Annotated in this window: 25 protein-coding genes, 1 tRNA gene and 2 pseudogenes; 12 read left to right on the top strand and 16 right to left on the bottom strand. The window is 61.8% G+C overall.

Annotation, left to right across the window (positions count from 1 at the left end; genetic code table 11):
- The first annotated feature begins 133 nt into the window (after nt 1-133).
- Both ahcY and GLL_RS16420 read left to right on the top strand, forming a co-directional pair.
- Entirely contained in the window at nt 134-1,420 is a 1,287-nt protein-coding gene (gene ahcY, locus GLL_RS16415; protein ID WP_011143175.1) for an adenosylhomocysteinase, read from the top strand.
- 37 nt (nt 1,421-1,457) lie between these two features.
- Nucleotides 1,458-1,530: transfer RNA gene (locus GLL_RS16420), tRNA-Arg, on the top strand.
- 6 nt (nt 1,531-1,536) lie between these two features.
- Here GLL_RS16420 and GLL_RS16425 read toward each other — a convergent pair.
- Nucleotides 1,537-2,199, bottom strand: a complete 663-nt coding sequence (locus GLL_RS16425; RefSeq protein WP_011143176.1) for a class I SAM-dependent methyltransferase — start codon at nt 2,197-2,199, stop codon at nt 1,537-1,539.
- A gap of 33 nt (nt 2,200-2,232) precedes the next feature.
- Here GLL_RS16425 and GLL_RS23780 point away from each other — a divergent pair.
- Together GLL_RS23780 and GLL_RS16430 are read left to right on the top strand one after the other, a co-directional pair.
- Nucleotides 2,233-2,423, top strand: a pseudogene (locus GLL_RS23780) (hypothetical protein); the annotation flags it as partial.
- Nucleotides 2,424-2,584: 161 nt separating this feature from the next.
- Complete coding sequence (locus GLL_RS16430) at nt 2,585-3,805, top strand: Fic family protein (RefSeq protein ID WP_011143177.1); 1,221 nt, start codon at nt 2,585-2,587, stop codon at nt 3,803-3,805.
- A gap of 277 nt (nt 3,806-4,082) precedes the next feature.
- On the opposite strand, the gene GLL_RS16435 is transcribed toward GLL_RS16430, so the two are convergent.
- From GLL_RS16435 to GLL_RS23560, 3 genes and pseudogenes are all read right to left on the bottom strand, one after another.
- Entirely contained in the window at nt 4,083-4,313 is a 231-nt protein-coding gene (locus tag GLL_RS16435) for a DUF6887 family protein (protein WP_011143178.1), read from the bottom strand.
- A complete protein-coding gene (locus tag GLL_RS23315; protein WP_011143179.1) occupies nt 4,310-4,513 on the bottom strand; it encodes a DUF6888 family protein in 204 nt (67 codons plus the stop codon). Before GLL_RS23315 ends, GLL_RS16435 begins: the two co-directional genes overlap by 4 nt.
- 59 nt (nt 4,514-4,572) lie before the next feature.
- Nucleotides 4,573-4,695 (bottom strand): annotated as a pseudogene (locus GLL_RS23560) (pentapeptide repeat-containing protein); the annotation flags it as partial.
- 108 nt (nt 4,696-4,803) lie between these two features.
- Here GLL_RS23560 and GLL_RS16450 point away from each other — a divergent pair.
- Both GLL_RS16450 and GLL_RS16455 read left to right on the top strand, forming a co-directional pair.
- Nucleotides 4,804-5,502, top strand: a complete 699-nt coding sequence (locus GLL_RS16450) for a hypothetical protein (protein ID WP_011143180.1) — start codon at nt 4,804-4,806, stop codon at nt 5,500-5,502.
- 57 nt (nt 5,503-5,559) lie between these two features.
- Entirely contained in the window at nt 5,560-5,793 is a 234-nt protein-coding gene (locus GLL_RS16455) for an RES domain-containing protein (RefSeq protein WP_269446191.1), read from the top strand.
- Nucleotides 5,794-5,845: 52 nt separating this feature from the next.
- Here GLL_RS16455 and GLL_RS16460 read toward each other — a convergent pair whose 3' ends face one another.
- From GLL_RS16460 to GLL_RS16495, 8 genes are all read right to left on the bottom strand, one after another.
- Nucleotides 5,846-6,475: a hypothetical protein gene (locus GLL_RS16460; protein WP_164929210.1), complete on the bottom strand. Its 630-nt coding sequence runs from the start codon at nt 6,473-6,475 to the stop codon at nt 5,846-5,848.
- Between the two features lie 43 nt (nt 6,476-6,518).
- Complete coding sequence (locus GLL_RS16465) at nt 6,519-7,097, bottom strand: pentapeptide repeat-containing protein (RefSeq protein WP_011143183.1); 579 nt, start codon at nt 7,095-7,097, stop codon at nt 6,519-6,521.
- 18 nt (nt 7,098-7,115) lie between these two features.
- Complete coding sequence (locus GLL_RS16470) at nt 7,116-8,480, bottom strand: DICT sensory domain-containing protein (protein WP_164929211.1); 1,365 nt, start codon at nt 8,478-8,480, stop codon at nt 7,116-7,118.
- A 77-nt stretch (nt 8,481-8,557) separates the two neighbouring features.
- On the bottom strand, nt 8,558-8,959 hold the full coding sequence (locus GLL_RS16475; protein ID WP_164929212.1) for a VOC family protein: 402 nt from the start codon (nt 8,957-8,959) through the stop codon (nt 8,558-8,560).
- Between the two features lie 154 nt (nt 8,960-9,113).
- A complete protein-coding gene (locus tag GLL_RS16480) occupies nt 9,114-9,323 on the bottom strand; it encodes a hypothetical protein (RefSeq protein WP_011143186.1) in 210 nt (69 codons plus the stop codon).
- 167 nt (nt 9,324-9,490) lie between these two features.
- On the bottom strand, nt 9,491-10,108 hold the full coding sequence (locus GLL_RS16485) for a MarC family protein (protein ID WP_164929213.1): 618 nt from the start codon (nt 10,106-10,108) through the stop codon (nt 9,491-9,493).
- 88 nt (nt 10,109-10,196) lie between these two features.
- The gene (locus GLL_RS16490; RefSeq protein WP_164929214.1) at nt 10,197-10,415 is read right to left on the bottom strand and encodes a hypothetical protein; all 219 of its coding nucleotides are present in this window, start codon (nt 10,413-10,415) and stop codon (nt 10,197-10,199) included.
- Nucleotides 10,416-10,461: 46 nt separating this feature from the next.
- On the bottom strand, nt 10,462-10,716 hold the full coding sequence (locus GLL_RS16495) for a hypothetical protein (RefSeq protein WP_011143189.1): 255 nt from the start codon (nt 10,714-10,716) through the stop codon (nt 10,462-10,464).
- Nucleotides 10,717-11,224: 508 nt separating this feature from the next.
- On the opposite strand from GLL_RS16495, the gene topA reads away from it, so the two are divergent.
- The 4 genes from topA to GLL_RS16515 all read left to right on the top strand — a co-directional run bounded on the left by topA (nt 11,225) and on the right by GLL_RS16515 (nt 18,804).
- Nucleotides 11,225-13,522 (top strand): type I DNA topoisomerase, encoded by a 2,298-nt coding sequence (topA, locus tag GLL_RS16500; RefSeq protein WP_011143190.1) that lies wholly within the window; start codon nt 11,225-11,227, stop codon nt 13,520-13,522.
- Between the two features lie 8 nt (nt 13,523-13,530).
- On the top strand, nt 13,531-14,844 hold the full coding sequence (locus tag GLL_RS16505; RefSeq protein ID WP_164929215.1) for an ABC transporter substrate-binding protein: 1,314 nt from the start codon (nt 13,531-13,533) through the stop codon (nt 14,842-14,844).
- Nucleotides 14,845-14,938: 94 nt separating this feature from the next.
- A complete protein-coding gene (locus GLL_RS16510; protein WP_011143192.1) occupies nt 14,939-15,577 on the top strand; it encodes a Uma2 family endonuclease in 639 nt (212 codons plus the stop codon).
- Between the two features lie 257 nt (nt 15,578-15,834).
- Nucleotides 15,835-18,804, top strand: a complete 2,970-nt coding sequence (locus tag GLL_RS16515) for a bifunctional YncE family protein/alkaline phosphatase family protein (protein WP_011143193.1) — start codon at nt 15,835-15,837, stop codon at nt 18,802-18,804.
- A 61-nt stretch (nt 18,805-18,865) separates the two neighbouring features.
- Here GLL_RS16515 and GLL_RS16520 read toward each other — a convergent pair whose 3' ends face one another.
- From GLL_RS16520 to GLL_RS16530, 3 genes are all read right to left on the bottom strand, one after another.
- A complete protein-coding gene (locus GLL_RS16520) occupies nt 18,866-19,270 on the bottom strand; it encodes a hypothetical protein (protein ID WP_011143194.1) in 405 nt (134 codons plus the stop codon).
- A 79-nt stretch (nt 19,271-19,349) separates the two neighbouring features.
- Nucleotides 19,350-19,631, bottom strand: a complete 282-nt coding sequence (locus tag GLL_RS16525) for a hypothetical protein (RefSeq protein WP_011143195.1) — start codon at nt 19,629-19,631, stop codon at nt 19,350-19,352.
- Between the two features lie 24 nt (nt 19,632-19,655).
- Entirely contained in the window at nt 19,656-20,081 is a 426-nt protein-coding gene (locus tag GLL_RS16530) for a hypothetical protein (RefSeq protein WP_164929216.1), read from the bottom strand.
- Between the two features lie 111 nt (nt 20,082-20,192).
- On the opposite strand from GLL_RS16530, the gene GLL_RS16535 reads away from it, so the two are divergent.
- Both GLL_RS16535 and GLL_RS16540 read left to right on the top strand, forming a co-directional pair.
- A complete protein-coding gene (locus GLL_RS16535) occupies nt 20,193-21,812 on the top strand; it encodes an ABC transporter substrate-binding protein (protein ID WP_164929217.1) in 1,620 nt (539 codons plus the stop codon).
- A gap of 30 nt (nt 21,813-21,842) precedes the next feature.
- Nucleotides 21,843-22,655, top strand: coding sequence for a ribosomal protein L7/L12 (locus GLL_RS16540; protein WP_011143197.1), 813 nt, complete (start codon nt 21,843-21,845; stop codon nt 22,653-22,655).
- A gap of 13 nt (nt 22,656-22,668) precedes the next feature.
- Here the strand turns inward: GLL_RS16540 and GLL_RS16545 are convergent, their stop codons facing one another.
- A complete protein-coding gene (locus tag GLL_RS16545; protein ID WP_231848244.1) occupies nt 22,669-24,234 on the bottom strand; it encodes a Kelch repeat-containing protein in 1,566 nt (521 codons plus the stop codon).
- Between the last annotated feature and the right edge of the window lie 68 nt (nt 24,235-24,302).

Below are 24,302 nucleotides of genomic sequence, written 5' to 3' on the forward strand. Positions count from 1 at the left end.
TGAAGTCATCTCGGCCGCCCGCGCTCCGGGCGCAAACGGCAATAAGGTATCCTAGTTTGAGTGACAGCCCTCATTCTGTCACGTTCCGTTTCTTGGTAACCCGGATTTTCCCACGTATTTTCAGGAGCATTTGATGACAGCAGTAAAGACCCCAATCCAGGTGCGCTACGAAGTTCGCAACCTCGAACTGGCGGCTGAAGGCAGACAGCGTATCGAATGGGCGGCGCGCGAGATGCCCGTGCTCAAACAATTGCGCCAGCGTTTTTCCCAGGAACGCCCTTTAGCCGGCATTCGCATTTCCGCCTGCTGTCACGTCACGACCGAGACGGCCAACCTGGCTGTCGCCCTGAAGGCGGCTGGGGCCGACGCCTTGCTTATCGCAAGCAACCCCCTTTCGACCCAGGACGATGTCGCCGCCTCGCTGGTGGTCGATCACGGCATTCCGGTCTTTGCCCTCAAGGGTGAGGACACCGCCACCTACTTGCGTCATGTCCGTGTCGCCCTCGACCACCGGCCGCAGATCATCATCGACGACGGCTCCGATGTGGTGGCGACGATGATCAAAGACCGCCCCGATCTGATTGCCGGGGTGATCGGCACCACCGAGGAGACCACCACCGGCATCGTCCGCCTCAAGGCGATGCTCGCCGCCGGGGTGCTCACCTTTCCGGCGATGGCGGTCAACGACGCCGAGACCAAGCACTTTTTCGACAACCGCTACGGCACCGGTCAATCGACCCTGGATGGCATTATCCGGGCCACCAACATTCTGCTTGCGGGTAAGACGATCGTTGTCGCCGGTTACGGCTGGTGCGGCAAGGGTGTGGCCCTGCGCGCCCGCGGTATGGGGGCGAATGTCGTCGTGACCGAGATCAACCCCGTGCGCGCCATCGAAGCGGCGATGGACGGCTTGCAGGTGATGCCGATGGCCGAGGCCGCTTGCCTGGGTGACCTGTTCATCACCGTCACCGGCAACAAGCACGTCATCCGCCGCGAGCACTTCGCGATGATGAAGGACGGCGCCATCGTCTGCAACTCCGGCCACTTTGACATCGAAATCGACTTGGTCGCCCTGGGCGAACTGTCCAGCGAGCGCCGCATGGTCCGTCCTTTCACCGAGGAGTACACCCTCGAAGGGGGCAAATCGGTGATCGTGCTGGGCGAAGGCCGTCTAATCAACCTGGCCGCCGCCGAGGGCCACCCCGCCTCGGTGATGGACATGAGCTTCGCCAACCAGGCTCTGGCCGTCGAGTACCTGATCAAGAACCAGGGCAAGCTCTCCCCGGGCATCTACAACATCCCCGAAGAACTCGACCGGCAAATCGCCGCCCTCAAGCTCGCCGCCATGGGCATCGCCATCGACACCCTGACGCCCGACCAGCTCCACTACATCTCCTCGTGGGACGAAGGGACCGAATAGTCCAAATCTCCAAGTGCTACCATCGGTTGGTAGCCTTGGGCACGTAGCTCAGCGGATAGAGCGTTCGCCTCCGGAGCGAAAGGTCGTGGGTTCGATCCCCGCCGTGCCCATGAATTCTAGAGCATCGGTCCAGTTATACCGAAAGGTGTCACAGAGCTCTTCCCGAGCCAAGTCGTATGGGTCAGTACCCACCCGTCTTCGTCATGGCTGAGTGCGTCGCCTTCAACTCGGAATCCCAGCGAGCCCAAGCGGCTAGCCACATCTAACGCTGCCCTTCCGGTACGACGGCTGCTGTAGCTGCTGACTATCAATCGCCCTCCCCCTAAGACAGCTTGTCTCAGCAGTCTGTCCAGGTATTCTTGCTGCAGTGCCTCGGGTACGTATTCCAAAAGCGTGTGTACATAATCGAAAGCCCTTTGTGGTTGCCAGTCGTGGGCGTTGGCGACCGCGAGATTGTCCGCAAAAGCAGGCAGCCTGGTGCGCGCCAACTCCACCAACGCCTCCGAAAAATCGATGCCGTGGGGCTCCAACCGCACTCCTTGCTCGTTCGCCCACTGTACCAAGCACTCCAACAGCAACCCGTTCGCACAGCCGATGTCGAAGAATGACCCCGAGTGGGGCACGGCCTTCAAGATGACCCGCCTCGCCCAGAGCCAGCGCTCGGGGGTGCTTGCCCAGCCCGACTGCAAGTACGGGTCGTCGCCGACCAGGTAGGACCGCTCGATTGCTTCTTTGTGCCGGTCGAACCAGCTGGACAGGTCCTCATCACTTCCCTGCATCCATGCCTCTCCGGGCGTTTTGCTTGAACTTGAATGGGAGCAAGCCCGCAGACGACCTGGAGCAAAACCGTGCGACTACAAACCTGGCACCCTCCCATCGAACTGTCACAGGCGGAGAAGCGCATCGTCAAGCGCATCGCCGCGCCAAGCTGTTCGTTTTCCTGCGCCGCATCCGCCATCAACTGTTCGACTCGGCCTTCCAAGCTGAGTTGTCCGGCATGTACATCGGTATCGTTATACCTATTTTGACCAAAAGAAAACGGCACAGGAAACGGAAATTTTTCAGGGCTTCCAAGGTTGTAGCTTAGAAATGAAGAGGTTTTGAGCCTTGCTTGTTAACGGAAGCAGAAACGGAAATTTTGGAGCTTTTTGCAGGAAAGACTGTATGGCAACCTGGCCGGTGGAATTGATGGAGCCGATGCGCGTTTCCGAGGGGCGCGACGGCGGCAGGTTCGTCGAACTCGCGGCCAGACTGCAGAAACTGGACACTGCCTTCGAAGCGTCCGTTCCCCAGAGTATCCGCGCCGCTCTGGCTGACTTGGTCCGCTCTATGAACTGCTACTACTCAAACCTCATCGAAGGTCACAACACGCGCCCTCGGGATATCGACAGGGCTTTGGCGCAGGACTACTCGGACGAGCCCGCCAAACGCGAGTTGCAGGAGGAGGCGAAGGCGCACATCGAGGTGCAACGCCTCATCGACCGTGGCGAGATGCCTGCGGTGCCTGTGACTGCCGCCGAGTGGTTGTACTGGTGCCACCGGGAGTTCTACGAGCGTATCGGAGCCGAATTTCGGGTGCTCAAGAACCAGAGCGGCAAGGTCATCGGCCGCGTCACTCCAGGCGAGTTGCGTACTGTCGAGATCAGCGTCGGGGCGCACCAGCCTCCCCCCGCCGCCGATCTGCCCCGGTTCCTCGCCCGGTTCCATGAAGCGTACCAGCCCGATCCCGAACGGCCCATCCACGGTCTTTTGGCCCTCGGCGCCTCCCACCACCGGTTGCTGTGGATTCACCCGTTCACGGACGGCAACGGCAGGGTGGCCCGGTTGTTCTCGCACGCCTACTTGCAGGCGTTGGGCCTATGCAAAGACTCGCTGTGGTCCGTCTCTCGGGGACTCGCCCGCAAACGGAACCGTTATAGAAATTTGCTTGCCCATGCCGACGCCGACCGCCGCAGTGACCTTGACGGCAGGGGCCACCTCAGCGAGATTGCCTTACTGGATTTCTCGAACTTTTTCTTGCAGGAAGTGGCGATCGACCAGGTGGAATTCATGCAAGGGCTGATGCAGACAAACTCGCTGCGGGAGCGTGTGCTGGCCTACGTCAGAGCAGACATGGCCCAAAAAAAGCTCCCTTCCGGCAGCGACCGGCTCATCAACCACGCCTTGACCTACGGCAGCCTTGCGCGCGGTGAAGCCGCGACGATCTCCGGTTACAGCGACCGCCAGGCCCGCGAAGCGGTGGCCGCACTCTCAGGCAAGGGGCTCCTGGCCTCCGATTCCCCGAGGGGCAAACAGGTCCGCCTCAACTTCTCGGCCTCGCTCGCCGAGGCGTGGTTCCCAGAACTGTTCGCGGCCGGTGCCGCCGAAAGTGCAGAGGATCCGTAACCTACTTTTCAGCGTTACCGATTTGCGATCAGCCCTTTTGCTGTGCGAGCCCCGCGCCCGCCCGGCTCGCTATTGCTGTTAACCCTGCCCGGGGCTGTTCGGCGTCAATTAGATTGGCCACTCGATGCGGTCGAGCCGGTCATTGCTGCGGGCGGTTGGCCGTTGCTGGAGGTCACGGTGCCAAGAGTGAGTCGAACTGCTTTCAATTTACCCGGAAGCCACTCCGGCAATCTCCGGAATGAACCATGAATAGACTTTACTCGGGTCGGCCCAGTAGCTAAAACTGCTCTCCAGGTTCACCATGGCGATTTCTCGCGTCATGGTTGCGGACAATCTCTGCTATGGCTTGAGTGAGTTCTTCACCCGTCACCTCGGCGGGGATTGTCTTCATCGGCATTTGGCGCAATCGGTCCATGTAGGCAAAAAAGGCAGATTGCTCATCTCGGTGACCCAGCATATACTCACGCAGCTGGTCGATTGTCATCGTCGAATACTTCGATTCATTCATAGCGGCAGGTACCTTGCATCGCCGGTTGGGCTTATCAGGACTTCCAAATTGCCGGAGGTCAAGATGTAGACCTCATTATAACGGGGGTCGAGGGTGAGCAAGTTGATACTGCGGTAGAAGCGGGTGAGGTTGCAGCACACTTCGTAGCACTTGCGCAGTTGGGCTGGTGTCGGCACGGATGTCTGGGGTGGTTCGTGCATGTCCTGCGAAAAGAAACGACAAACAGAAATTGTAGCCAGACCGCATCGAGGAGCGTACCCACCAGACAGGCTCCCTCGAAGTCTGCCAGGCAGGTATAGCTTCCGCTAAGGTCCGCGCACACCAGATCGGCCCCGGCGAAACTGACCCCGGCCACAGCGGCGCTGCTGTTGAGGTCGCGCATGATGACAATTTCGCGATTCTGACAACGAAGAGAGCACGCAATGGCAGCTTGAGTTGACGAGGTTGCACAACTTCGTTAACTTTGAAGTAATGAATGGGATAGTTCACCATGACAGCCCGGCTTCTAGAGCAGCAGTTACGGGAAGCGCCCGCCGTGGAGCGTGCAGCCGTTCAGCGTTTTCTTTCAGCACCGGAGCCTGTGAAGCTGGCGCTCTCCAAGGTGTTGCTCGAAAGCGCCCGCCATCCTGAGCGCAGTGACATTCTGGCGCGTGTGATGCAGCTTGTCGGCTCGCCGGCCGGTCGGACCGACGAGCCATCCCTGCAGCCACTGTCGGATGTGCCTTCAGCTTTCGATGCGCTTCTGGAAATTCTCGGTCGTCCTGAGGTACTGCAAGAAGCCGTCCAAATGGATCCGCCGGCCGCTGCCCGCCTGCGGGGGGTAGCCCTGAAGCGCGATTTGCTTGTAGCCGGGGGAGGCACATTGACCAGCGAACAGGTGGCCGCTCATCTACACCTGACGCGCCAGGCAGTGGACAAGCGCCGCCGCAAAGGCCAACTGCTTGCGTTTTCCCTGGGGCGTCGCGGGTATGCCTATCCCACCTGGCAGTTTCACGAAGGCCGGGTGCTCGCCGGTCTGGAGCAGGTGCTGGCCGCCCTCGCGGAGTATTCACCCTGGACCCAGGCCATGTTTCTGACTACCGGTGACATTCGCTTGGGAGATAAAACGCCGCTTGAGTGCCTGCGCGACGGGCACATTGACGCCGTCGTGGCGGCAGCGGCAGCTCACGGAGAACAGGGTGCCGCCTGAGTCTGTCTGTAGAGCAGCCGGCTCCCCTTCCCGATCCACCACCAGATTTTCACCCGGCTGTCCAGCGGTCAATACCGGACGGCTCGCCGCTGGGCCAGGGCTATCTGGGCGCACCCGGCCCGGCCCGATGGAATGCTCTACCGCTTACGGCACGACGACGAACGTTATTGCTGCGGCCTGTTCGATCGCACGGCCGATGCACTTCGGGAGAACAGTCTGGGTTCTTTGCCGGAAAAACATGCCGAACTACTGGGCAAAATTCTCGAGCACTACGGCTTCGGGTTGATATAGCTATCTGGGCTCGATGGACCAGTGTGATCAAAAGAGGGTCAACACAATTCCGTCAAGCCCGGCCGCCGTTGCGGCGCTCAAGAATCTCCAGAATGCGGCGGTTCTCTGTTTGGAGACCGACAATTTGGGATGAGTTTGCATCGATACGCGCCATGATGTCGCCGATGCGCGCCATGATGTCGTCGATGCGCGCCAGAATATTGTCGGCCACATCCACCAAGCCGGTGATGGCGTTGGTGGCCGTAGCGGCTGCATCGGCGGTCGTCCGGTTCACCCCGGCTACTTCCTCGCTCAACCTTGAAATGGCCTCGGTGTTTCGCTCCTGCTGCTGAGCAATGGTGGCGAGGCGTTGATCCAGGCTGACGAGGCGCAGATCGAAAGCCTCTGTCCGTTGATCAAAAGCCTCCATCCGCCGTTCGAGAACTTCCGTGTGCTGATCGAGAGCCTCCATCCGCCGGTCAAGGACCTCCGTCCGCCAATTGAAAGCCTCAAGCTGTCTTTCGAGAACTTCCGTGCGCCGTTCGAAGGCGTCCATCCGCTGTTCATAAACAGCATCTCGGCTGAGGAGAACCCCGATTTGCCGGTCGTGCTCCGCTGAACTGGCCGCCACCGCAGCAAGAATACGCTCGATGCGGTCGAGCCGGTCGCTGCTGCTGGGCGGTTGGCCGTTGCTCGGGGTCATCGGTGAAAAGCGTAAAATCGCACGAATTTGTGTACAGCCTACCTCAGACCGCATCGAGAAGCGTACCCACCAGGCAGGCCCCCTCAAAATCGGCCAGACGGGTGTCGATCCCGCTTAGATCCGCACACAGCAGATTGGCCCCGGCGAAACTGGCCCCGGCCACGGCGGCGCTGCTGAGGTTGGCTTCCTCCAGGTCGGCGCCGCGCAGGTCCGCCCCTGCCAGATTCGCTCCCGAAAGATCCGCCCCCGCCAGGTTCGCCCCGCTCAGCCGCGCTCCGCGCAGATCCGCGTGGCGCAAGTCGGCCCCGATGCCGTTGAGGCCCATCAGGTTGGTTCCCTCCAGATTGGCGCCGCCCAGGCTGGCATTTTGAAGATTGGCCGACATCAAGTTGGCACCGCGCAGGTTGGCGCCGCGCAGGTCGGATTCGCTCAGGTTGGCCCCCATCAGGTTGGCTCCCCACAGGTCGCAATGCAGGACAGCACCCGCCAGGTGGGCGCCGGTGAGATTGGCCCCGGCCAGGTTGTGGCGCTCCAGGCGCACCCCCGCCAGATCGATGCCTTCGAGGCCGGCGCCGCGCAGGTCTTCAACTTCACCCTGTTTGATCTTTTCTGCTTCGATCATCGCTCGTTAACAACACACTCAACGGACTGTCGATTCCTCGGAGGCGTCCATCGCCGCCGCGTGCAGCAACCACTGGCCGGTACCAACTTTAGGCTGGAGCGGATCGAGGAGGATGCCCGCCTGCATCAGGCGGACCATGTTGGCCAGCTGCTCCAATAGCTGTGGATCCCATCGCCCGCCCGCGCCCGTCTCGCACAGCGAGAGCGCCTCGCTCGGGGTGCACACCGGCCGCTCGCCCCGGGCGACCAGCCACTCCTGAAAGTAAGCGGCAAGACCCAGGATACGCGCTTCGAGCGGAATCGCTTCGCCCGCCAATCCCTCCGGCAGGCCCTCGCCGTTCCACCACTCGTACTGGCGCTCGACGATGCGGGCCACCGAGCGCAATTCCGGCATCGAGCGCAACAGCTCCCCGGCAAACCCGGCGGCCTCGGCGAGTACTTTGAGCGTGTCCGGGCTGTCGGGATCGATCAGCGTGCCGGGAATCTCCGATAGGCCGACGCGGTGCAACAGAGCCGCGAGGCGCAAGCGCCGGAGGCGCCCGAAAGGCAGGTTCATCAGTTGGCCGATCACCTCCACCAGACTGCTCACCTGCAGCGAAGCCTGGGGATTGCTCACATCGCCCGCGTCGATGCGCTGGGCCATGCGCAGGAACGCCTGCAACCGGTTGGCGGTCAGGTTGGTGCCCAGTTTGTCGGGCTCCTCCCAGGTGGGCGGGGCAGGGCGGGTGAGGGAGACCAGTTGCTGCTGGCTGCTCTGCAAATAGGTGACGACCCGGGCGACCACGCCGCTCAGGTCCGAGCGGCTGCCGGCCGGTTCTGCGTCGATGCGCTCCAGTTCGTTCTCCAGCTTTTCGGTGAGCTTCGCGTCGTAACCGCGGATGTGATCGAGGGTCAGATCGACGGCCGCGCGCACCAGCGGCTCCTCAAACGTCCAGAACCCGTAAAACTTGCGCTCGACATCCTGCTGGGGCCTTCCCCCCGGCCCGTACTCCGCTTCCCCCAACTCCTGGCACATCACCATCGCCGCATAGTTGGGGGCCAGAATCATCAGATGCCACTCCACCGAGACCGGGTCGGTCTCGCTGAGGGCCAACTGGGTGAGGTTGGCAGGGTTGTCCGGCTGCAAAAATCCCGAATCGGGTACCGCCATGATCAGCACCTGGCGGCTGTGCATCGCGAGTTGGCGATAGCGCTTCGCCTCCTGGGCATACCATTTGCCGCGCTGAAAGGCGGTCAATACCAACGGCGGACTGCCGCAGGTCAGGATGTGATCTTCGAGAGCGTGGCAGAGGGCTACCAGCGTGTTTTTGTAGTACACACCAAAGGAAGGTGGGTCCGCACCCAGTTGCTTGCGCAGTTTATACAGGATCGAACCCTCGAGCATCACCCCTCCGAAAAACCCACTGCCGGCCTTGCTCCCCGGACTGTGCTCAATTATGGCTGAAAATCGGCAAGAAAACTTTACCCGCAACCAAGCAGTCGGGCCGCCTCCGGTGTGCGGGGCGCCAGAAATTCAAAGGTGTTGCCGTCGAGATCCTTGGCATAAAAGGAACTGGTGCCGTCGCGATGGGCATGGATGGTGGTGGCGGTGGCCCCTTGTTCTTGGAGTTGGGCGTAGTAATGGGCCAGGGCCGCCTCGTCTTCGAGTACAAAGCCGAAGTGCGGTCCGGCCGCCGAGTACTTGGGTCCAAGCAACGCCAGCCCGTCGCCGCCGGCTTTGACAAAGGCCCAGTCCTCGTCCTGCCAGGCCACTTCCATCCCGAGGGTCCGATAAAATGTGACGGCGCGTGGGACATCCTGCACGCAGACGGCTACATGCCCCAGGCGGGTCAGACGGGTGCGCAACGGTGTAACAGAGGACATAAAAACTTCTCCAAAAAGTAGCGTCGTCCGGCCCGCAGGCGCAATCACAACCGCGCACCGGCTTCTCCAGGATAACCCTTCACAACCGGGCCAAACTTACCAAAGCCAAGCCCCCGGACTGGAGACAATCCGGGGGCTTGGGGTGAAGTCGTTGCTACGAGAGCGGCGGCAAACCGGGGCATCGATCTTGCCCGTCCTGGTAACCCATTGCATAGGCAATCTCCACGGTCTGACGAACGAGTTGAACAAGCTTCAGGGCAAGTAGTTGATCGAGCGGTTCGGTCGTATCGAGCCACAGACGCTCAAAGCTGCTTTGCAGCGGCTCCGGCGCGTGCAGCGGCAAATCGTGGCTGTCCGAAGGCATAGCATTGCCCCCTACAGAGGATTGGGCTTACAAGCACTCCCCACGCGGGCGGCCGGTTTCAACCTGATTGCAGACAGTTATTCAAACCGAAGTGCACAGTTTCGCTACCTCTATTGTAGAAAAAACCGGCAGCAACCGCCATGGGGATCACTGGGCAAGCGCTGCACTCAACGCAGCAATTCGCGCAGCCCGTCGACCATAAACTGCAGGGCGATGGCCAGGATCAAAAATCCCAAAATCTGGTTGAGGGCGCGGGTGCCCGCCCGGCCCAACCGCTTGAGCAAAGGCTCCCCGAGCATCAGACACAGATAGAGCACGCCGGCCACCAGGGCGATACCCACCAGGCTGCCAAAGTAGTCGGGCCAGCCGGACGCCTTCGAGGACAACCCAATTACCACACCGATGGCCCCCGGACCGCTGACCAGCGGCATCGCCATCGGCGCAAAGGCAATGTCCCCCGAGGTGTTCGCCGCCAGGGCGGTGTCGCCCTCGTGGCGGTGGGAGTTGACCATCTCCCAGCCGGTCTGGGCAATGAGCAACCCGCCGGCGATGCGCAGCACCGCAAAGGAAATCCCAAAAAATTCGAGCACCACCTTGCCCACCAGCAAAAAACCTGCCAGCAGCCAGAGCACATGAATGGTCGTCAACCGCGCCTGCCGGCGACGGTAACTGTCGCTTCCCGAACTGGTAAGACTATAAAAAATCGGCACCGCCCCCAACGGATCGGTCACCGGCAACAGCGCCAGAAAAGTTCCAGCGGCAGAACCGAGCACACTCTCCCACATCGGCCGCACCCTTAGCCTTTACATTTTGATACACTATCCAGACAACTGTAGCTTTTGCTACACATTTTCGTCAACGGTGCCGGGAAGTTCAGTGCTTGCGGTTGGCACCTTTGAGCTGTTCGTAGGTCTCGACGGTCTCGGGCGACGGGGGACCCAGTGGGTCACGGCCGCCGCCCAACAGCCACAGGCCGCCGCTCACCCCCGCGAAGACGGCAGCGGCCCACAGCAAGGCCACCGGTGTTGTCGACCGATACCCTTTGGCGACGGCAAATGCGGCTACCGCTGCGATCGAAGCTGTCACGAACATGCCGACCCCTTCCACACCGACGCGTATGCGCCGATCCTAGCCTCGCCTAGATCGGCCGAAACCACAGTTCGCTGCAGTCGCAGTCGCGGGCCAAGTTAAGGGCTACCAATTGGATTTGCGTACGAAATCCGGCACTTTCTTCAACCAGGCCCGCCGGAAATTGCCGTTCGTCGTCCGTGACAAATACGTATCTTCGTTCTTGAATCGTATGTTTGTTTTGCACTACCCAGGTTCCGCTGATCAAGGCTTGTCCTGTGGCTTTATCAAAAAATACGCCCCTTACCAAAGTCTCAATTTGCATAAATTCGCATATGCCTCTATTAAAATCGAAGCGAGGATAAATCCAAGGTCGTCTCCTTCAAGGTTCCTCTTGCAGCGATAGAAAAGCAACTACTGCGGGTTATAGAGAAGACTCTACCTGCGGAAGGAAGCCTCGGCGAATACTCCAGGCGGCAACCGCAACTACAGTTCGACGGCGAGCGTTTCGAGGGTGGGGGCGTCCGGGGAGCCGAAGCGGTGCGGACCAAAGTGCAGCGCTGCTGGAGTGGTTGCCGGTCGATGCCCAAAAAGTGGCCGAGGTAGTAGGCTTCGCTCCAGTCGAGTTGTCGGCGCAACCCTAATAGGGGAGCGGCTGTGGTGCTGACGGCGGCGGTTGCGCCCCCGGCTTAAAAGTCGCTGGAACCGGGGTAGGATGCTCGCCCGCTCCCGGAGCGGCTAAGCTGTGGGCAACCCCCCATCCGCCCCGGACGGCCCCGGCTTCCCGAGGCGGACGATGGACGGTCTGTCTTGCCACCTCGTATGTTGAGCGTATGAGCAAATCGCTAGTCATCGTCGAATCCCCCGCCAAGGCCAAAACGATCAGCAAGATCCTCGGCAAGAACTTTGTCGTCAAGGCCTCCGCCGGGCACATCCGCGACCTTCCCCAAAAAGAGATGGGCGTGAATGTCAAAAATGACTTCGAGCCCAAGTACGTGATCATTCCCAAAAAAGAAGAGGTGGTCGAGGAACTCAAAGGGGCCGCCCGCAATGCCGACCGAGTCTATCTGGCCCCCGACCCCGACCGCGAGGGAGAAGCGATCGCCTGGCATCTGGCGCAGATTCTGGATATTCCCGGCGACAGGCTGCAGCGCATTGAGTTTCACGAGATCACCAAGCAGGCCATCCAGAACGCCGTCGCCCATCCCCGCGACATCGATATCAACCGGGTCGATGCCCAGCAGGCGCGGCGCATCCTCGATCGGCTGGTGGGCTACAAGCTCAGCCCGCTGCTGTGGAAAAAAGTGCAGCGCGGCCTGTCCGCCGGGCGGGTGCAGTCGGTGGCGGTGCGCCTGCTGTGCGACCGCGAAAAAGAAATCCAGGCGTTCGTGAGCGAAGAGTACTGGACCGTCCACGGCCGCTTCCGCCAGAGTGCTCAGGTTGAAGCCACCCCGTTCAGCGCCGATCTGGTTCGCTGGTCGGGCAAAAAACCGGATCTAGGCAACGAGACGGCGGCGCGGGCGGTGGTCGAAGTCCTGACGGGAGCTGCCTCGCGGGTCGATTCGGTCAAGACCCGCGAGCGGCAAAAAGAACCCCAACCGCCCTTCATCACCAGCACCCTGCAGCGCGAAGGCGCTTCGGCATTGGGCCTCACCGTCAAGCGCACAATGGCCATCGCCCAGCAACTCTACGAAGGCATCGATTTGGGTGAAGAGGGGCCGGTGGGGCTGATCACCTATATGCGCACCGACAGCACCCGGGTGGCCGAAGAAGCCCAGGAAGCGGCGCGCGAATTTATCTTGGCCGCCTACGGCAAATCGTACTACCCGAGCCGCCGCCGCCAGTACGGCGCCAAAAAAGGCGCCCAGGACGCCCACGAGTGCGTCCGGCCCACCGACATCAACCGCCCCCCCGACGCAATCAAAAAATCGCTCACCCCGGACCAGTTCAAGCTCTACCGCCTGATCTGGCAGCGCTTTACGGCCTCGCAGATGACCGCGGCCACCCTGGAGACGCGCACGGTCGAAATCGCCGCCACCCCCACAGCCGGCCGCCCCGACGCCCTGTTTCGCGTCTCGGTCACCCGCACGATCTTCGACGGCTACACCCGCGTCTACGAAGAAGCGCGCGAGGAAGCAGCCACGGGCGACGAAGAAGCGGCCGGTGCCGCGCCGGTGCTCGAAGAGGGCGAGGCGCTCACCTTGCTCACGGTCGACCCCAAGCAGCACTTTACCCAGCCGCCCGCGCGCTTCTCCGAGGCCACTCTCGTCAAGGCCCTCGAAGAGCAGGGGATCGGCAGACCGAGTACCTACGCCCCCACCATCGGCACGATCCAGGAGCGCGGCTACGTCAATAAAGATGGCCGCACGCTCATCCCCACCGACCTGGGCATGAAAGTGAACGACCAACTGGTCCAGCACTTTCCCAACATCGTCGATACCGAATTTACCGCCAACATGGAAGCGCAGCTCGACGAAGTCGAAAAGGGTTCCCAGCGCTGGACCCAGTTGCTTGCGGATTTTTATGGGCCGTTTGTGGAGACGCTCAAGGCCGCCGACGAGGAGATGAAGCGGGTGGTGATCGTCACCGATCACCTGTGCGAGAGCTGCGGTCGGCCGCTGCTCAACCGCTACGGCCGCTTCGGCAACTTCTTGGGCTGCTCGGGCTATCCGGAGTGCGACTTTACCCACCAGCTCACCCGCGACAACAAACCGGTCCCCAAGGACCGCCCCGCCGAGGGGATTTCCTGCAACCAGTGCGGCCACGCGCCGATGCTCATCACCTACGGCCGCTACGGCGAGTACCTCAAGTGCCCCGCCTGCGGCAAGAGCCAGCCCAAATCGACGGGGATCACCTGCCCCAAGTGCAGCAAAGGCCAGATCGTCGAGCGCCGCTCGAAGATGGGCAAGAATTTTTACGGCTGCGACCAGTATCCCGATTGCGACTTCGTGCTGTGGAGTCGGCCCATCGACAAACCCGCCTGTCCCGAGTGCGGCTCGATCTTGCTCTACAAACCCCGCAAGCGCGGCGACGACATGGTGGCTTGTTCAGCCTGCAAATTCACCGCCCCCGCCCAGGAGATGGTGGGCGAGGAGGAAGTGGAGCGGCAGGCTGAATTGCTTACCGGTTGAGCGGACCGGTGCGCGCGCCAGGGAAGCTGTACGGACTGTGGGCAAAACCGTTGTTGCTGGTGCTGTCGAGTGCGGCGCTTGTCGCCTGCGCCGGGTCACCCGAACCTTCCGGTCCCATCGAGCTGACATTCTGGCACGGTGCCGACCCGCCTCCCAACCGGGTGGTACTCGACAAGCTCGTGGAGCGCTTTAATTTTCAGCACCCGGATATCCGCGTGCGTGCCATTTACGCGGGCCAGCAGGATCAGCAGATCCCCAAAATTTTGGCGGCGGTGATCGGCGGCTCGCCCCCGGATTTGCTCTGGTACAACGCCACGCTCACCGGCCAGTTGGTCAAGGCCGACGCCGTCGTTCCCCTCGACGGCTACTTGCAAAAAGAAAACCTGCTCGAGCGGGTCTATCCGAATTTGATCCCCGCCACCCGCTACCGGGGCAAGACCTGGTCGCTTCCTTTTGACACCAACAACCTGGCGGTCTTCTACAACAAAAAGATCTTTGCAAAAGCCGGGGTGCAGACTTTTCCCACCACCTGGGCCGAATTTCTGAGCCTCGCCGAGCGGCTCACCGTCGATCGCAATGGCGACGGCCGCCCGGAGCGCCACGGCCTGCGGCTGCCCTTGGGCAAGGGCGAATGGACCGTTTTCAACTGGTTACCCTTTTTCTGGCAGGCTGGGGGTGAACTGCTCGTAGGCGGCCAACCGCAGATCGATTCGCCTGCGGGGGTACGCGCCCTCACTTACTGGCAGAGTTTGCTCGTCCGTTCCGCCGCGAGCCTCTCCCAGCCCGAGCAGGGCTACATGTTCGACGATTTTTTTGCCGGACGGGTGGCGATGCAGGTGAGCGGTCCCTGGACCCTGGGAGAAATTGGCGAAAACGGCATGGATTACGGCGTATTTCCCTTGCCGCGCGGCGAGGTGCGGGCCACCGCCATCGGCGGCGAGCAGTTGTTTTTGATGAAGACGACGCCCAAGCGCGAGCAGGCCGGCTGGCACTTCGCGCGTTATATTCTCAGTGCCGAATTTCAGAGCGCCTGGGCCACCGGCACGGGCTACTTGCCCGTCACCCCCGAGGCGACCCGCACCCCCGCCTACCAGACGTTTTTACAGCGCAATCCGCAACTAAAAATCTTCCTCGACCAGTTGCCTTCGGGCCGCAACCGCCCCCTCGACCCGACCTACCCGCAAATTTCTGACGCCATTGGCCGTGCGGTCGAGCAGGTGCTTCTGGGAGCACGCACCCCCACTGCGGCCCTCAACGCCGCCCAACGCGAAGCGGCACTGATTGTGCGCACCCAGCCAGGGGATATCGACACCGGGCCTTAGAACCTGCGTGTAACGGTAAGAAAACCACCTTTGGAAAAAGCCTTGTGTCATGTGCGATAAAATGCTGTCCGTGAGCAACGGCTGAAAAATCGTTATGTACGCCCTGATTTCAAGCCAGAAGATTCAGCTGCCGCCTGGGACCGTCGTCCGGATGTTGGGCTCCTGGGAGGACTACCGCGCCCTTCAAGACAGCCGGGGCGATGCTTCCATTCCCCGCATCAAGTACCGGGTCGAAGAGGTTTTGCTGATGTCCCCCCTGCCAAAGCATGGGCGCGACGCCCATTTGGTCGCGGGTATCGTCACCGCTTTGCTTGATGCTCAAAACCGCAACTACGAAGCCTTTACGCCAATCACGATGGAACTGCCGGAACAAGGCGGCATCGAGCCGGACTATTGTTTCTACATCGACAATTGGCAGGGGGTAGTCGGGCGAGATCGTTTGAATTGGGGGATCGACCCCTGGCCCGACCTTGCAATTGAAATCGACGTCACCAACTACACCGATGTGAACGATTACTTGTTGTACCGGCTGCCGGAAGTGTGGTTGTGCCGTCGCAGCCGTCTCGCCATTTACCGGCTACAAGACAACGAGTACCGACTTCAAGAAACGAGTCCTTACTTTCCGGGCATAGACTTGTCGGCGCTGTTTGAACAATGTGTGCGGGCTGCGGGCGAGCGCGGCACAGGTGCGGCCACGCGCGAGTTGCGTCGGCAAATTGCAGCGCGAACTTGAGTAATTCGACTTGAAACTCAAGCAGAGCTTTGATAGTTCTGGACATTCTCGGAGTCCTTTGCCGAGAGCCCCAGCCGTTTGGATCAGTTTTGCGGGGACAGGCGATTGTTTGTTCATGCGCCGTTAACAATATGTTCACCGCCTGTTAATGCCATTCATCTACCGTGATGAGCAACTGCATTCCCATGGTGTTGACGCACAACTTCTTCTAAACGTCAGTGACCATATGACCCAGTTCTGTCGTAAGGAGCCAGCTTATGAAACTCGGGCATCGGATTTTCTGGTCGGTATTAGCGACCTCCACCGCACTTGTCTGCTTTCAGCCGTTCGCCCGCACCGCGGCTCAACAACAGGACCGCTCAGTAAATGACAGGCCGGCAGGGTTGCAGTCGGGAGAAATCCTACCGACCGGCCAGAAGATCACACCGACGGCATCGAGGGGTTCTACCTTTCAACATCTGAAGCCGGACACATCAACAAGTCCAGACCTCGCCGCGGGTCATGCCGTTTCAACGGCGACCAGCCCGGACGGCAACACGCTGCTCGTCCTGACCAGCGGCTACAACTTCTACGCCACACCAACGGGTTCCATCGCTGACGAGTACGTTTTTGTTTACGACATTCGCGGCAGCTCGCCCAAGAAAATCCAGGTACTGCAAGTACCCAACACCTTCAACGGCATTGCCTGGAACCCGAACGGCAAAGCGTTCTACGTCGCGGGCGGTGCAGACGACAACGTGCACATCTACGAGCAGGTGGGTGGAGCGTGGACGGAAGCGACACCGGCGATACCCCTGGGGCACGCCGAGGGCGTTGGCTTGAACGTCGGCGCGATCGCGGCGGGACTGGCGGTGAACCAGCGCGGCGACCGCCTGGTGGTGGCCAACTTCTACAACGACTCGCTGAGCATCGTCGACTTGACCGCCCGCGCGAAGGTGGCCGAGGTGGAACTGCGGCCAGGCAAGATCGATCCCAGCCGGTCCGGCGTTCCCGGCGGCGACTATCCCTTCTGGGTGGCAATCAAAGGCGACCGCAAAGCTTACGTGTCCAGCCCGCGCAGCCGGGAGATCGTCGTGGTCGATCTCGGATCCGATGCCGCGACGGTCGCAGGCCGGATCCCGGTCGAAGGGCAGCCTAATAAAATGATCTTGAACCGGCGGCAAGACCGGCTGTACGTGGCACTGGACAACAGCGACACCGTCGGGGTGATCGACACGCTCAACGACCGGGTAATCGAAAAAATCGGGACCACCGCGCCGCAGTTTTTGCTCAGTAACCGCAAAGGCTACAAAGGCAGCAACCCGAACAGCCTCGCTTTGTCTGCGGACGAGCGGACACTGTACGTCACCAACGGCGGCACCAACTCGGTCGCGGTAATCCGACTGGGAGTCGGCGCGCGCTCGCCGGAGCGCGACGGTTCGCGGGAACTTCTTGCCGCAGAATCTTCCGAAGCGGCCCGCGCGCCAGAGAGCCGGGTGATCGCGCTGATACCGACGGGCTGGTACCCGAATTCGGTCAGCTTGAATAAGGACGGCTCGCGCCTGTACGTGGTCAACGGCAAGAGCAAGGCGGGACCGAACCCTGCCTACAGCAACCCGGAGGCCAATCAGTATGTGCTGCAACTGATGAAAGCGGGTCTTCTGACCCTGCCGGTGCCAAGCGGACAGGAGCTCGTGAAGCTCACCTGGCAAGTCGCCTCTAACAACAACTTTATGCCGGTTGCCGACCATCGTCGCCAGGCGAGGGTAATGGCCTCGCTGCGCGAGAAGATCCAGCACGTCATCTACGTCGTCAAGGAGAACCGCACCTACGACCAGGTGCTCGGCGACCTGGAAAAAGGCAACGGCGATCCTGCGCTCACCTCATTGCCGGAGCCGATCACGCCGAACCACCATCGGCTCGCCCGTCGGTTCGTGACCCTCGACAACTTTTACGATAGCGGCGGCGTCAGCGGCGACGGCTGGAACTGGACCACCGCCGCCCGCACCACCGACTTTACAGAGAAGGCCATGCCGCCCAGCTACGCCGGGCGCGGTCCGAGCTATGACTTTCAGGGCATCAACCGCAACATCAACGTCGGGTATCCGACCCTCGAGCAACGCATCGAAGCCAAACCGCAGACCCCGAACGACCCGGACATCCTGCCGGGTCTGGCGGATGTCGCCGCGCCCGACGGCTCCGGCGGTCAAATCGGAAACGGTTATCTGTGGGATGCCGCCCTCCGCGCCCAGCGGACGGTGCGCCATTACGGCCATTTCACCGATTACGATCGTTACTCTTTGCCGACCACCGATCCGGCCTTCATTCCGCCGGTGCGGCGCCCGTTCGCCGAAGGCGTCGTGGTCTCGTTTGCCACAAAGCGCACGCTGCAGGCCGTCAACGACCCGTACTACCGCGGGTACGACATGAAGTATCCGGATTTTTGGTTGTTCAAGGAGTGGGAGCGCGAGTTCGACGGCTACGTCCAGAAGCGCAATCTGCCCGCGCTCTCCCTGGTGGCGCTGCCCCACGACCACTTCGGCAGTTTCGCCGAGGCGATCGACGGCGTCGACACCGTCGAGACGCAAATGGCCGACAACGACTATGCCCTCGGTTTGCTGGTCGAGAAGGTGTCAAAAAGCCCCTACAAAGACAACACGCTCATCTTCGTCATCGAGGACGACGCCCAGGACGGTCCCGATCACGTCGACGCCCAGCGCAGCATCGCCTTTGTCGTCGGTCCCTACGTCAAGCAGGGACCGGTCGTGTCGACCCATTACACGACGGTCAGTATGGTCCGCACCATCGCAGACGTGCTGGGCATCGAGCCGCTCGGCCTCTACGACGGTTTCGCAGCGCCGATGGCCGATGTTTTTGATTTGCAACAAAAAACCTGGACCTACACAGCGGTGGTTCCGGAAGTGCTGCGCACCACCGGGCTGCCGCTGCCGCCGCGTACCGCCGGCAACAGCCTCCCGCTCACAAAATACGCGGCGGCCTACGCCAAACCGCGGCGCACTGCGGCTTACTGGGCCGAGAAGACTAAGAATCACAATTTCACGGAGCGCGACAACCTCGACACCGCAAACTTCAACCGCACTCTGTGGACCGGGTTGATGGGCGATACCGCGGCGTATCCGACGGTTCGCCATCGTCGGGATATGCGTCACGACCGGCAGCGCTTGCTGGCCGCATGGCGCCAAAGCAAATCCGCACCGGTGCGCGCCGATGTGCAAAGTAGCCGTTGATCCGCAATAAAGTCGCTCCCCGAATGTGCCACCACACCCGAGCCGCGGGCCGCAACCGCGCTCAAAAGGCGCTGGTGTCGGTGTCGGGGCAGCTTTCGGGATCGATGTCATCCAGGAAAGAGTCCCCCCACTCGAGGACGGTACCGCGGGTCGTCTCGTTCACGCTGTCTTCGAGTTCCCCGGCCAAGCGCTCGGCGGCGTCGATCAGTTGCTCAGTGTAACCGGAGCCTCTCAGGCAAGTTTGCTGTTCGGGGTCTCCGTAAAATAGGGCCTCCTGGGCGTCGGAGGTAAAGTCGGTGCTGCCGTCCTGATTGACGTTGTGACCGTCGTAGGGCAGCGTCTCGCCCTGCCAATACCCGACATCCGTTTGCACCGGTCTTGCCTGGGCCAGAAAGAGCTGTTGATCGTCCTCGTCCGCTACAAGGTCGGTAGGCTCCGGCACCTCGAATTCCGGCTGTTCTGTCATATCAATACTTTCTCCATAAAGTAGAGTGCGATGAGACCGGCTAGGGACGCTCTTCTACACTTGAAAATGAAAGACAGCATCAACGGGAGGTTGAAAAGATTATGGAGGCGGTGACTAAGTCGCCTTGTACGCTGGTCACCGGTGTCGGAACGTACAGATCGGTGTCTCTTTTGAGCGCTTGGAGCCCATCGAGTTCCGTCTGTAATTGTGCTGCGCTCACCTGCGGTTCGCAAACGCGCAAAGCGTACCGCCTCGCATCTGCTTCCACCCGAACCACCAGATTCCCCAAGTGCCGCAGCACTGTGCACTCGGCATTCTCCAGAGCATATTGCTCAAGAATTTCCTTGACCTGCTTGTTCATACACAGGTTCAGACCTGCTTTGCTCTAGAGATTGCGTTCAGGATTGGCCAGTAATCCGCCCAGTACCGCCACCGGCACGACAGCCAACAAACCTAGCACCAGCGGCCAGGAGAGCAGTCCTCCGGGAGCATCCAGATTGAAGAAGATTGAAACCGCCAGCGAAATGATCCCAGTCAGCAGCGCGTGGCGCAGCGGCAGGGAACGGGCAGTGCGAGAAGCCATATAGCCCCCGAGGCCAGTAAAAAACAGTCCGCGCAAAAAATTGAAGACAAAAAAGGCGGCCGTGCCCTCGACGGGATACCCGCTCAGCATCACCACCAGACCCGCCGCCATGTACGTAACCAGTTCGGAGTGCAGCGTACCGGCGACATCGACCAGCGAACCAGTAAATACGGCTCGCGACTCGAGGGGGCGGGGGGCCAGATCGGCGCTGTTGCGGGGTTCGAGCATGGTGATCGCCGGGAAGAGGGAAGATACGAAAATTATAGGCCGCCCGAAGCTTTCGGGTGGGTGGGCGCTTCCATGGCTAGGACGGCGGCGAGTGTGATAAGTTTCCTGCTGATGGCTAGGATTTTTGCGTTTGCCGCCGCCTTGCTGCTCGCAGGCTGCACCTCCACCTCCCTGCCGCTTACACCCAAACCGGTGACGGGCGGCGTCCTCTCCGGGACCCTCATCGGCGATCCAGGCACCTTCAACCCGGCCCTCGCCCGGCGCGGCAGCGCCCTGGAGGTTAGTCGGCTGATGTTTGCCGGGTTGCTGATGCCCGATAAAGCCGGTGGTTTCTCCCCCGACCTGGCTGCCGACTTTCAGCAGGCCGAGGACGGCCGCCGCTACCGCGTCCGACTCAAACCCGCACTGGTCTGGTCCAATGGCCAACCGCTCGGCGCGAACGATGTCGTGTTCTCCTTCGAGCGGGTCTACGGCGACGGGCGATCTCCAGGCAGTCTGCCCCGGGGACTGAAGGTGAGCGCCCCGGACGAGCAAACGGTCGAATTTGTCCTGCCGGCCCCCGATTTCGATTTTGCCGCCTACCTGACGCTGCCGATTCTGCCCGCCCACGCCCTGGCCGAAGGCGATCCCCTCGCCCGGTGGGGACTCGACGCCGACCCGACCACCCTGCCGGTCAGCGGGCCGTTTCTGTGCCGCGGCTATACGCCCAACGAGAGTCTGGAACTGGCGGCCAATCCCCGCTACTGGCGCCGGCCCGAGCAACCTTATCTGGCGGGCATTCGCTACCGGATCGTGCCGGATCGGCCCGCGGCCCTTGCCCGCTTCCAGAGCGGCCAGAGCGACACCTACCGGCCGAGCCCCGAAGAGTATGCTGGGCTGGCGGCCGGGCGCTCTTCGGGTAACTACGCCCTGGTGAGCGGTGGCGCCGAGCAGCCTGTTTATCTTGCCTTCAACCTCAATCGGACCGCAGTTGCTGGCAAAGCGCCCGTCGCCTCCCCTGGGGCGAACTGGTTCGCCAACCCCGCTTTTCGCCAGGGGGTTGCCCTCGCCATCGATCGCAGCCGGCTGGTTCAAGAAGCTTTCTTGAACACGGCCGAGGCCGGCAAAGGCACATTCGATCAGGACGCAGCCCGCGAGCGGCTCGCCGCCGCCGGTCTCAAGGGCGGTGCAGGCGGAGTGCTCACCGATGCGGCGGGCCATAAAGTCAGCTTCGAGGTCTTGCTCGACGGCGACGATCCGGCCCAGATGCGGCTGGGCGAGGGCGTGCGCGCCCAACTGGCGCTTGTCGGTCTCGATGCCCAACCGCGCCCCCTGCCCCGGCTGGTGCTGCGCAACCGCATCTTGCGCCAAAAACGCTGGCAGGCTGCAATCACCAATCCCGAGCGACTGGGGGCGCCGCCCCCGGCGAGCCTCTCGTTCTGGCGATCCGCGAACCCATGGCATTTTTTTGACCTGGGCGACGACCAGGGCACTCTCCCCTGGCAGGACCAATTCGATGCCACGTATGGGAACAAAACCGGTGCGTCCGAGCGCGAACAATTGATAGCGGCGCACCAGCCGCTCGTCGAACTGGTGCGTCCCCTGGCGCTCGCCGCCATTCGGGCCGATGTACGCGAAAGTCGCTTCAGTGCCTTCGAGAGCACCTACAACGGCCGCATCCTCGCTAACATTTGGGAGGTGCAAAAAGCACCGCCGCCCCCGGCAGAAGTCTCCCCGGCACCGGGCAGCTGAAGACAAACCGGACCGGATTGCGAGGATGAAATGATCTACATCGTTGCCATGGTTGCCGCCCTGGTCTGCGCCTTGAGCCTCGTCCAGTGGCAAAGGCAACGCCGGCGACACCCGCAGCCCGCCAGGGGCGTCGTAAGCCTGCAAACCGAAGTGCTGGAGCTGTCGGGCAAACCCCAAGCGCAGCATGCTGCAACCTCCGCCGGAGGCTCCGCGGGTGCAGACGAACCCGGTATCTACGATGTGGTGATCGAATCGGTCCAACCGAACACCTATCTGGAGTCGCTGCAGCAGCCTGCCGTCGGGCCGGCTGAACCGGTTGCCGCAACAGCCGACGACGAGCAGCCCCCCGCCTTGATATCCACCCCTGTGGAGCCGGCCCCGGACCCACAGGGCGATCCTTATCTGGAGCAGTTTTTCAAGCACCATGCGATCCCCGAAGTGAGTGTCGAGGATGCGCCGGCCCAGAGCACCGGCCTGGCCGAGACCCTCGATCGGCTGAGTGCCGCCACCGACAGCTACTTTCCACGGCCCGAGGCAGAGTGCCGGACTGCCGAGGCACCCTGTGAGGAGATCGGGGGGGCCGAGCTGTTTGCGGCTTTGCCGACAAAGGCAGTGCAGCCCGGTCGCTACCGCCTGGTGCTCGAAGCCATCGATGTCGAACGGCGCAATCAGGTGGTGCGCGTGCTGCGCGAACGCGGCGGTCTGGACCTCAAAGAAGCGCTCTCCAGCACCAAAAAGTTGCCCCGTGCCCTGAACGCCGATTTGGACCGGGAGCAGGCCCAGGCGCTCCAGGGGGAACTGGCCGCCTGGGGCGCGCGCGCCGCCATCGAACCGCTCCACTAGCCGGCCGCGGACCTCACCGGTGGGGAGCGTGCTTACGGGATTCGCCCGGGGCGCTCAACCAGTCCGCGGCATTGCCTTCTCCCGGGAGGCCTTGATAAGTCTGGGTGCGCACCTGCCCCGCCGTGTAGACAATCTGGCCGTTGTGGGTGCCGGCGACTCCCGAATGGCGGGGCACCGGCAACGGGGTAAGCGATGTCCATGCGTTCGAAAGCGGGTCGTAGGCGAGGGTGTAGTTGTAGGTGTTGCTGCTGTCGAACTGCCCGCCCAGCACCACGATGCGGTTCTCCATGGCAAATGTTGCCGAGCCGATATGCGAAGTCACCCGCGGTAGACTCGCCACCGCGCTCCAACGGTCCGGCGCCTCGGGATCCCAGGCGTGCACCGCGCTCTGGGAGACCTGGCTGTCGCCGTAGCCCTGCTGGCCGCCGATGGCGTAGATCTTCCCGCCCAGGGCCGCAGCCCCCATGTGGGATTTGGCGGTCGGTAACGGAGCCGAGGTACTCCAGGTAGTCCCACCGTCGAGTTTTAAGATCCAGTGATCTTTTTTGTCGGCGCGGTTGGCGTCGTTGCCGCCGAAAAAGTGCAATTCCCGGCCCAGCATTACCAGCGAGCCGGACCCGCGCGCTGCCGGTAAAGGCGGCATCGCCGTCCATTTGTTGCCAACCGTGTCGTACTTCCAGACGTCTTTGACAGCAAAAGTTTGGCTGCCATTTGAAGTATTGTCGGCGATGTAGCCCCCGGCCAGGTAAATGTCCTGGCCAACCACGGCCATGCCGGCGTGGGTCAACAGCGTCGGAGCGTCGGCGATCTGCTTCCAACTGTCGGCCACCGGGTCGTAAGCGTAGCTGCGTCGGGTCGCCGTCAGCGGATCGAGATCGGTATAGCCTCCCAGCACATAAAGTTTGCCGCCCGCGAAACCGCCCTGGGACTCCGATAGAGCGATGGGCGAAGCCGCCTTGCTGCTCCAGCCGATCGACTCGAAGCCCGGCCGGCCGGCAATCTCGACGGCGTTGATTTTGGTATACAGGCCGCCCACGCCGTCGATAGACAATTTGCCGTCGCTGACTTGCGTCTCAACGAGCACCTGCTTGAACGGCCGGCCGGCGGTGGTCCGGTAGCGCTCCAGAACCGGGATGCCCTCGACATTGAGCGCATGATCGCTGCCGAAGTAAACCGGATCGCCGACGGTGATTTGGACGCTGTAGGAGCCGTCCGGAAGAGCGTACTCCCACGCGGCGGGTGGACTGACCGCGCCGTCCGGGGGATATTCCATGTGGGCAAGGGTGTTGAGCCGGGGGTCGATGCCGCCCACCGCCCGGTCACGGGTGTTGGCTGAAACATCGAGGGGGGTGGCCGTCGAAGCGCCCAGGCTGTCCTCGCGCACCCAACCGTAGCCTCGGCTGCTGCTGTAGGCCGCTCCGGTGTCTTTGAGATAGTCTGCGGGCACCGCCGAACCAGTCGGCTGAAAATTGAGCTGGACGCCTATCCTGTCAGTCTGGGCATTGAGAATTCTCACGAAACTCAACACTAAAAGCACCACCGCCGCCGTCGCCAGAGGTACGGCCATCCACTTGTTCATAGAAGTCTCAATAGAATCGATCGAAACTTGCGAAGCTATGACCGGTATACGCCGGTGCGAGAACATAT

This window comes from Gloeobacter violaceus PCC 7421 (assembly GCF_000011385.1).
In the GTDB taxonomy this organism is placed as follows: Bacteria; Cyanobacteriota; Cyanobacteriia; order Gloeobacterales; family Gloeobacteraceae; genus Gloeobacter; species Gloeobacter violaceus.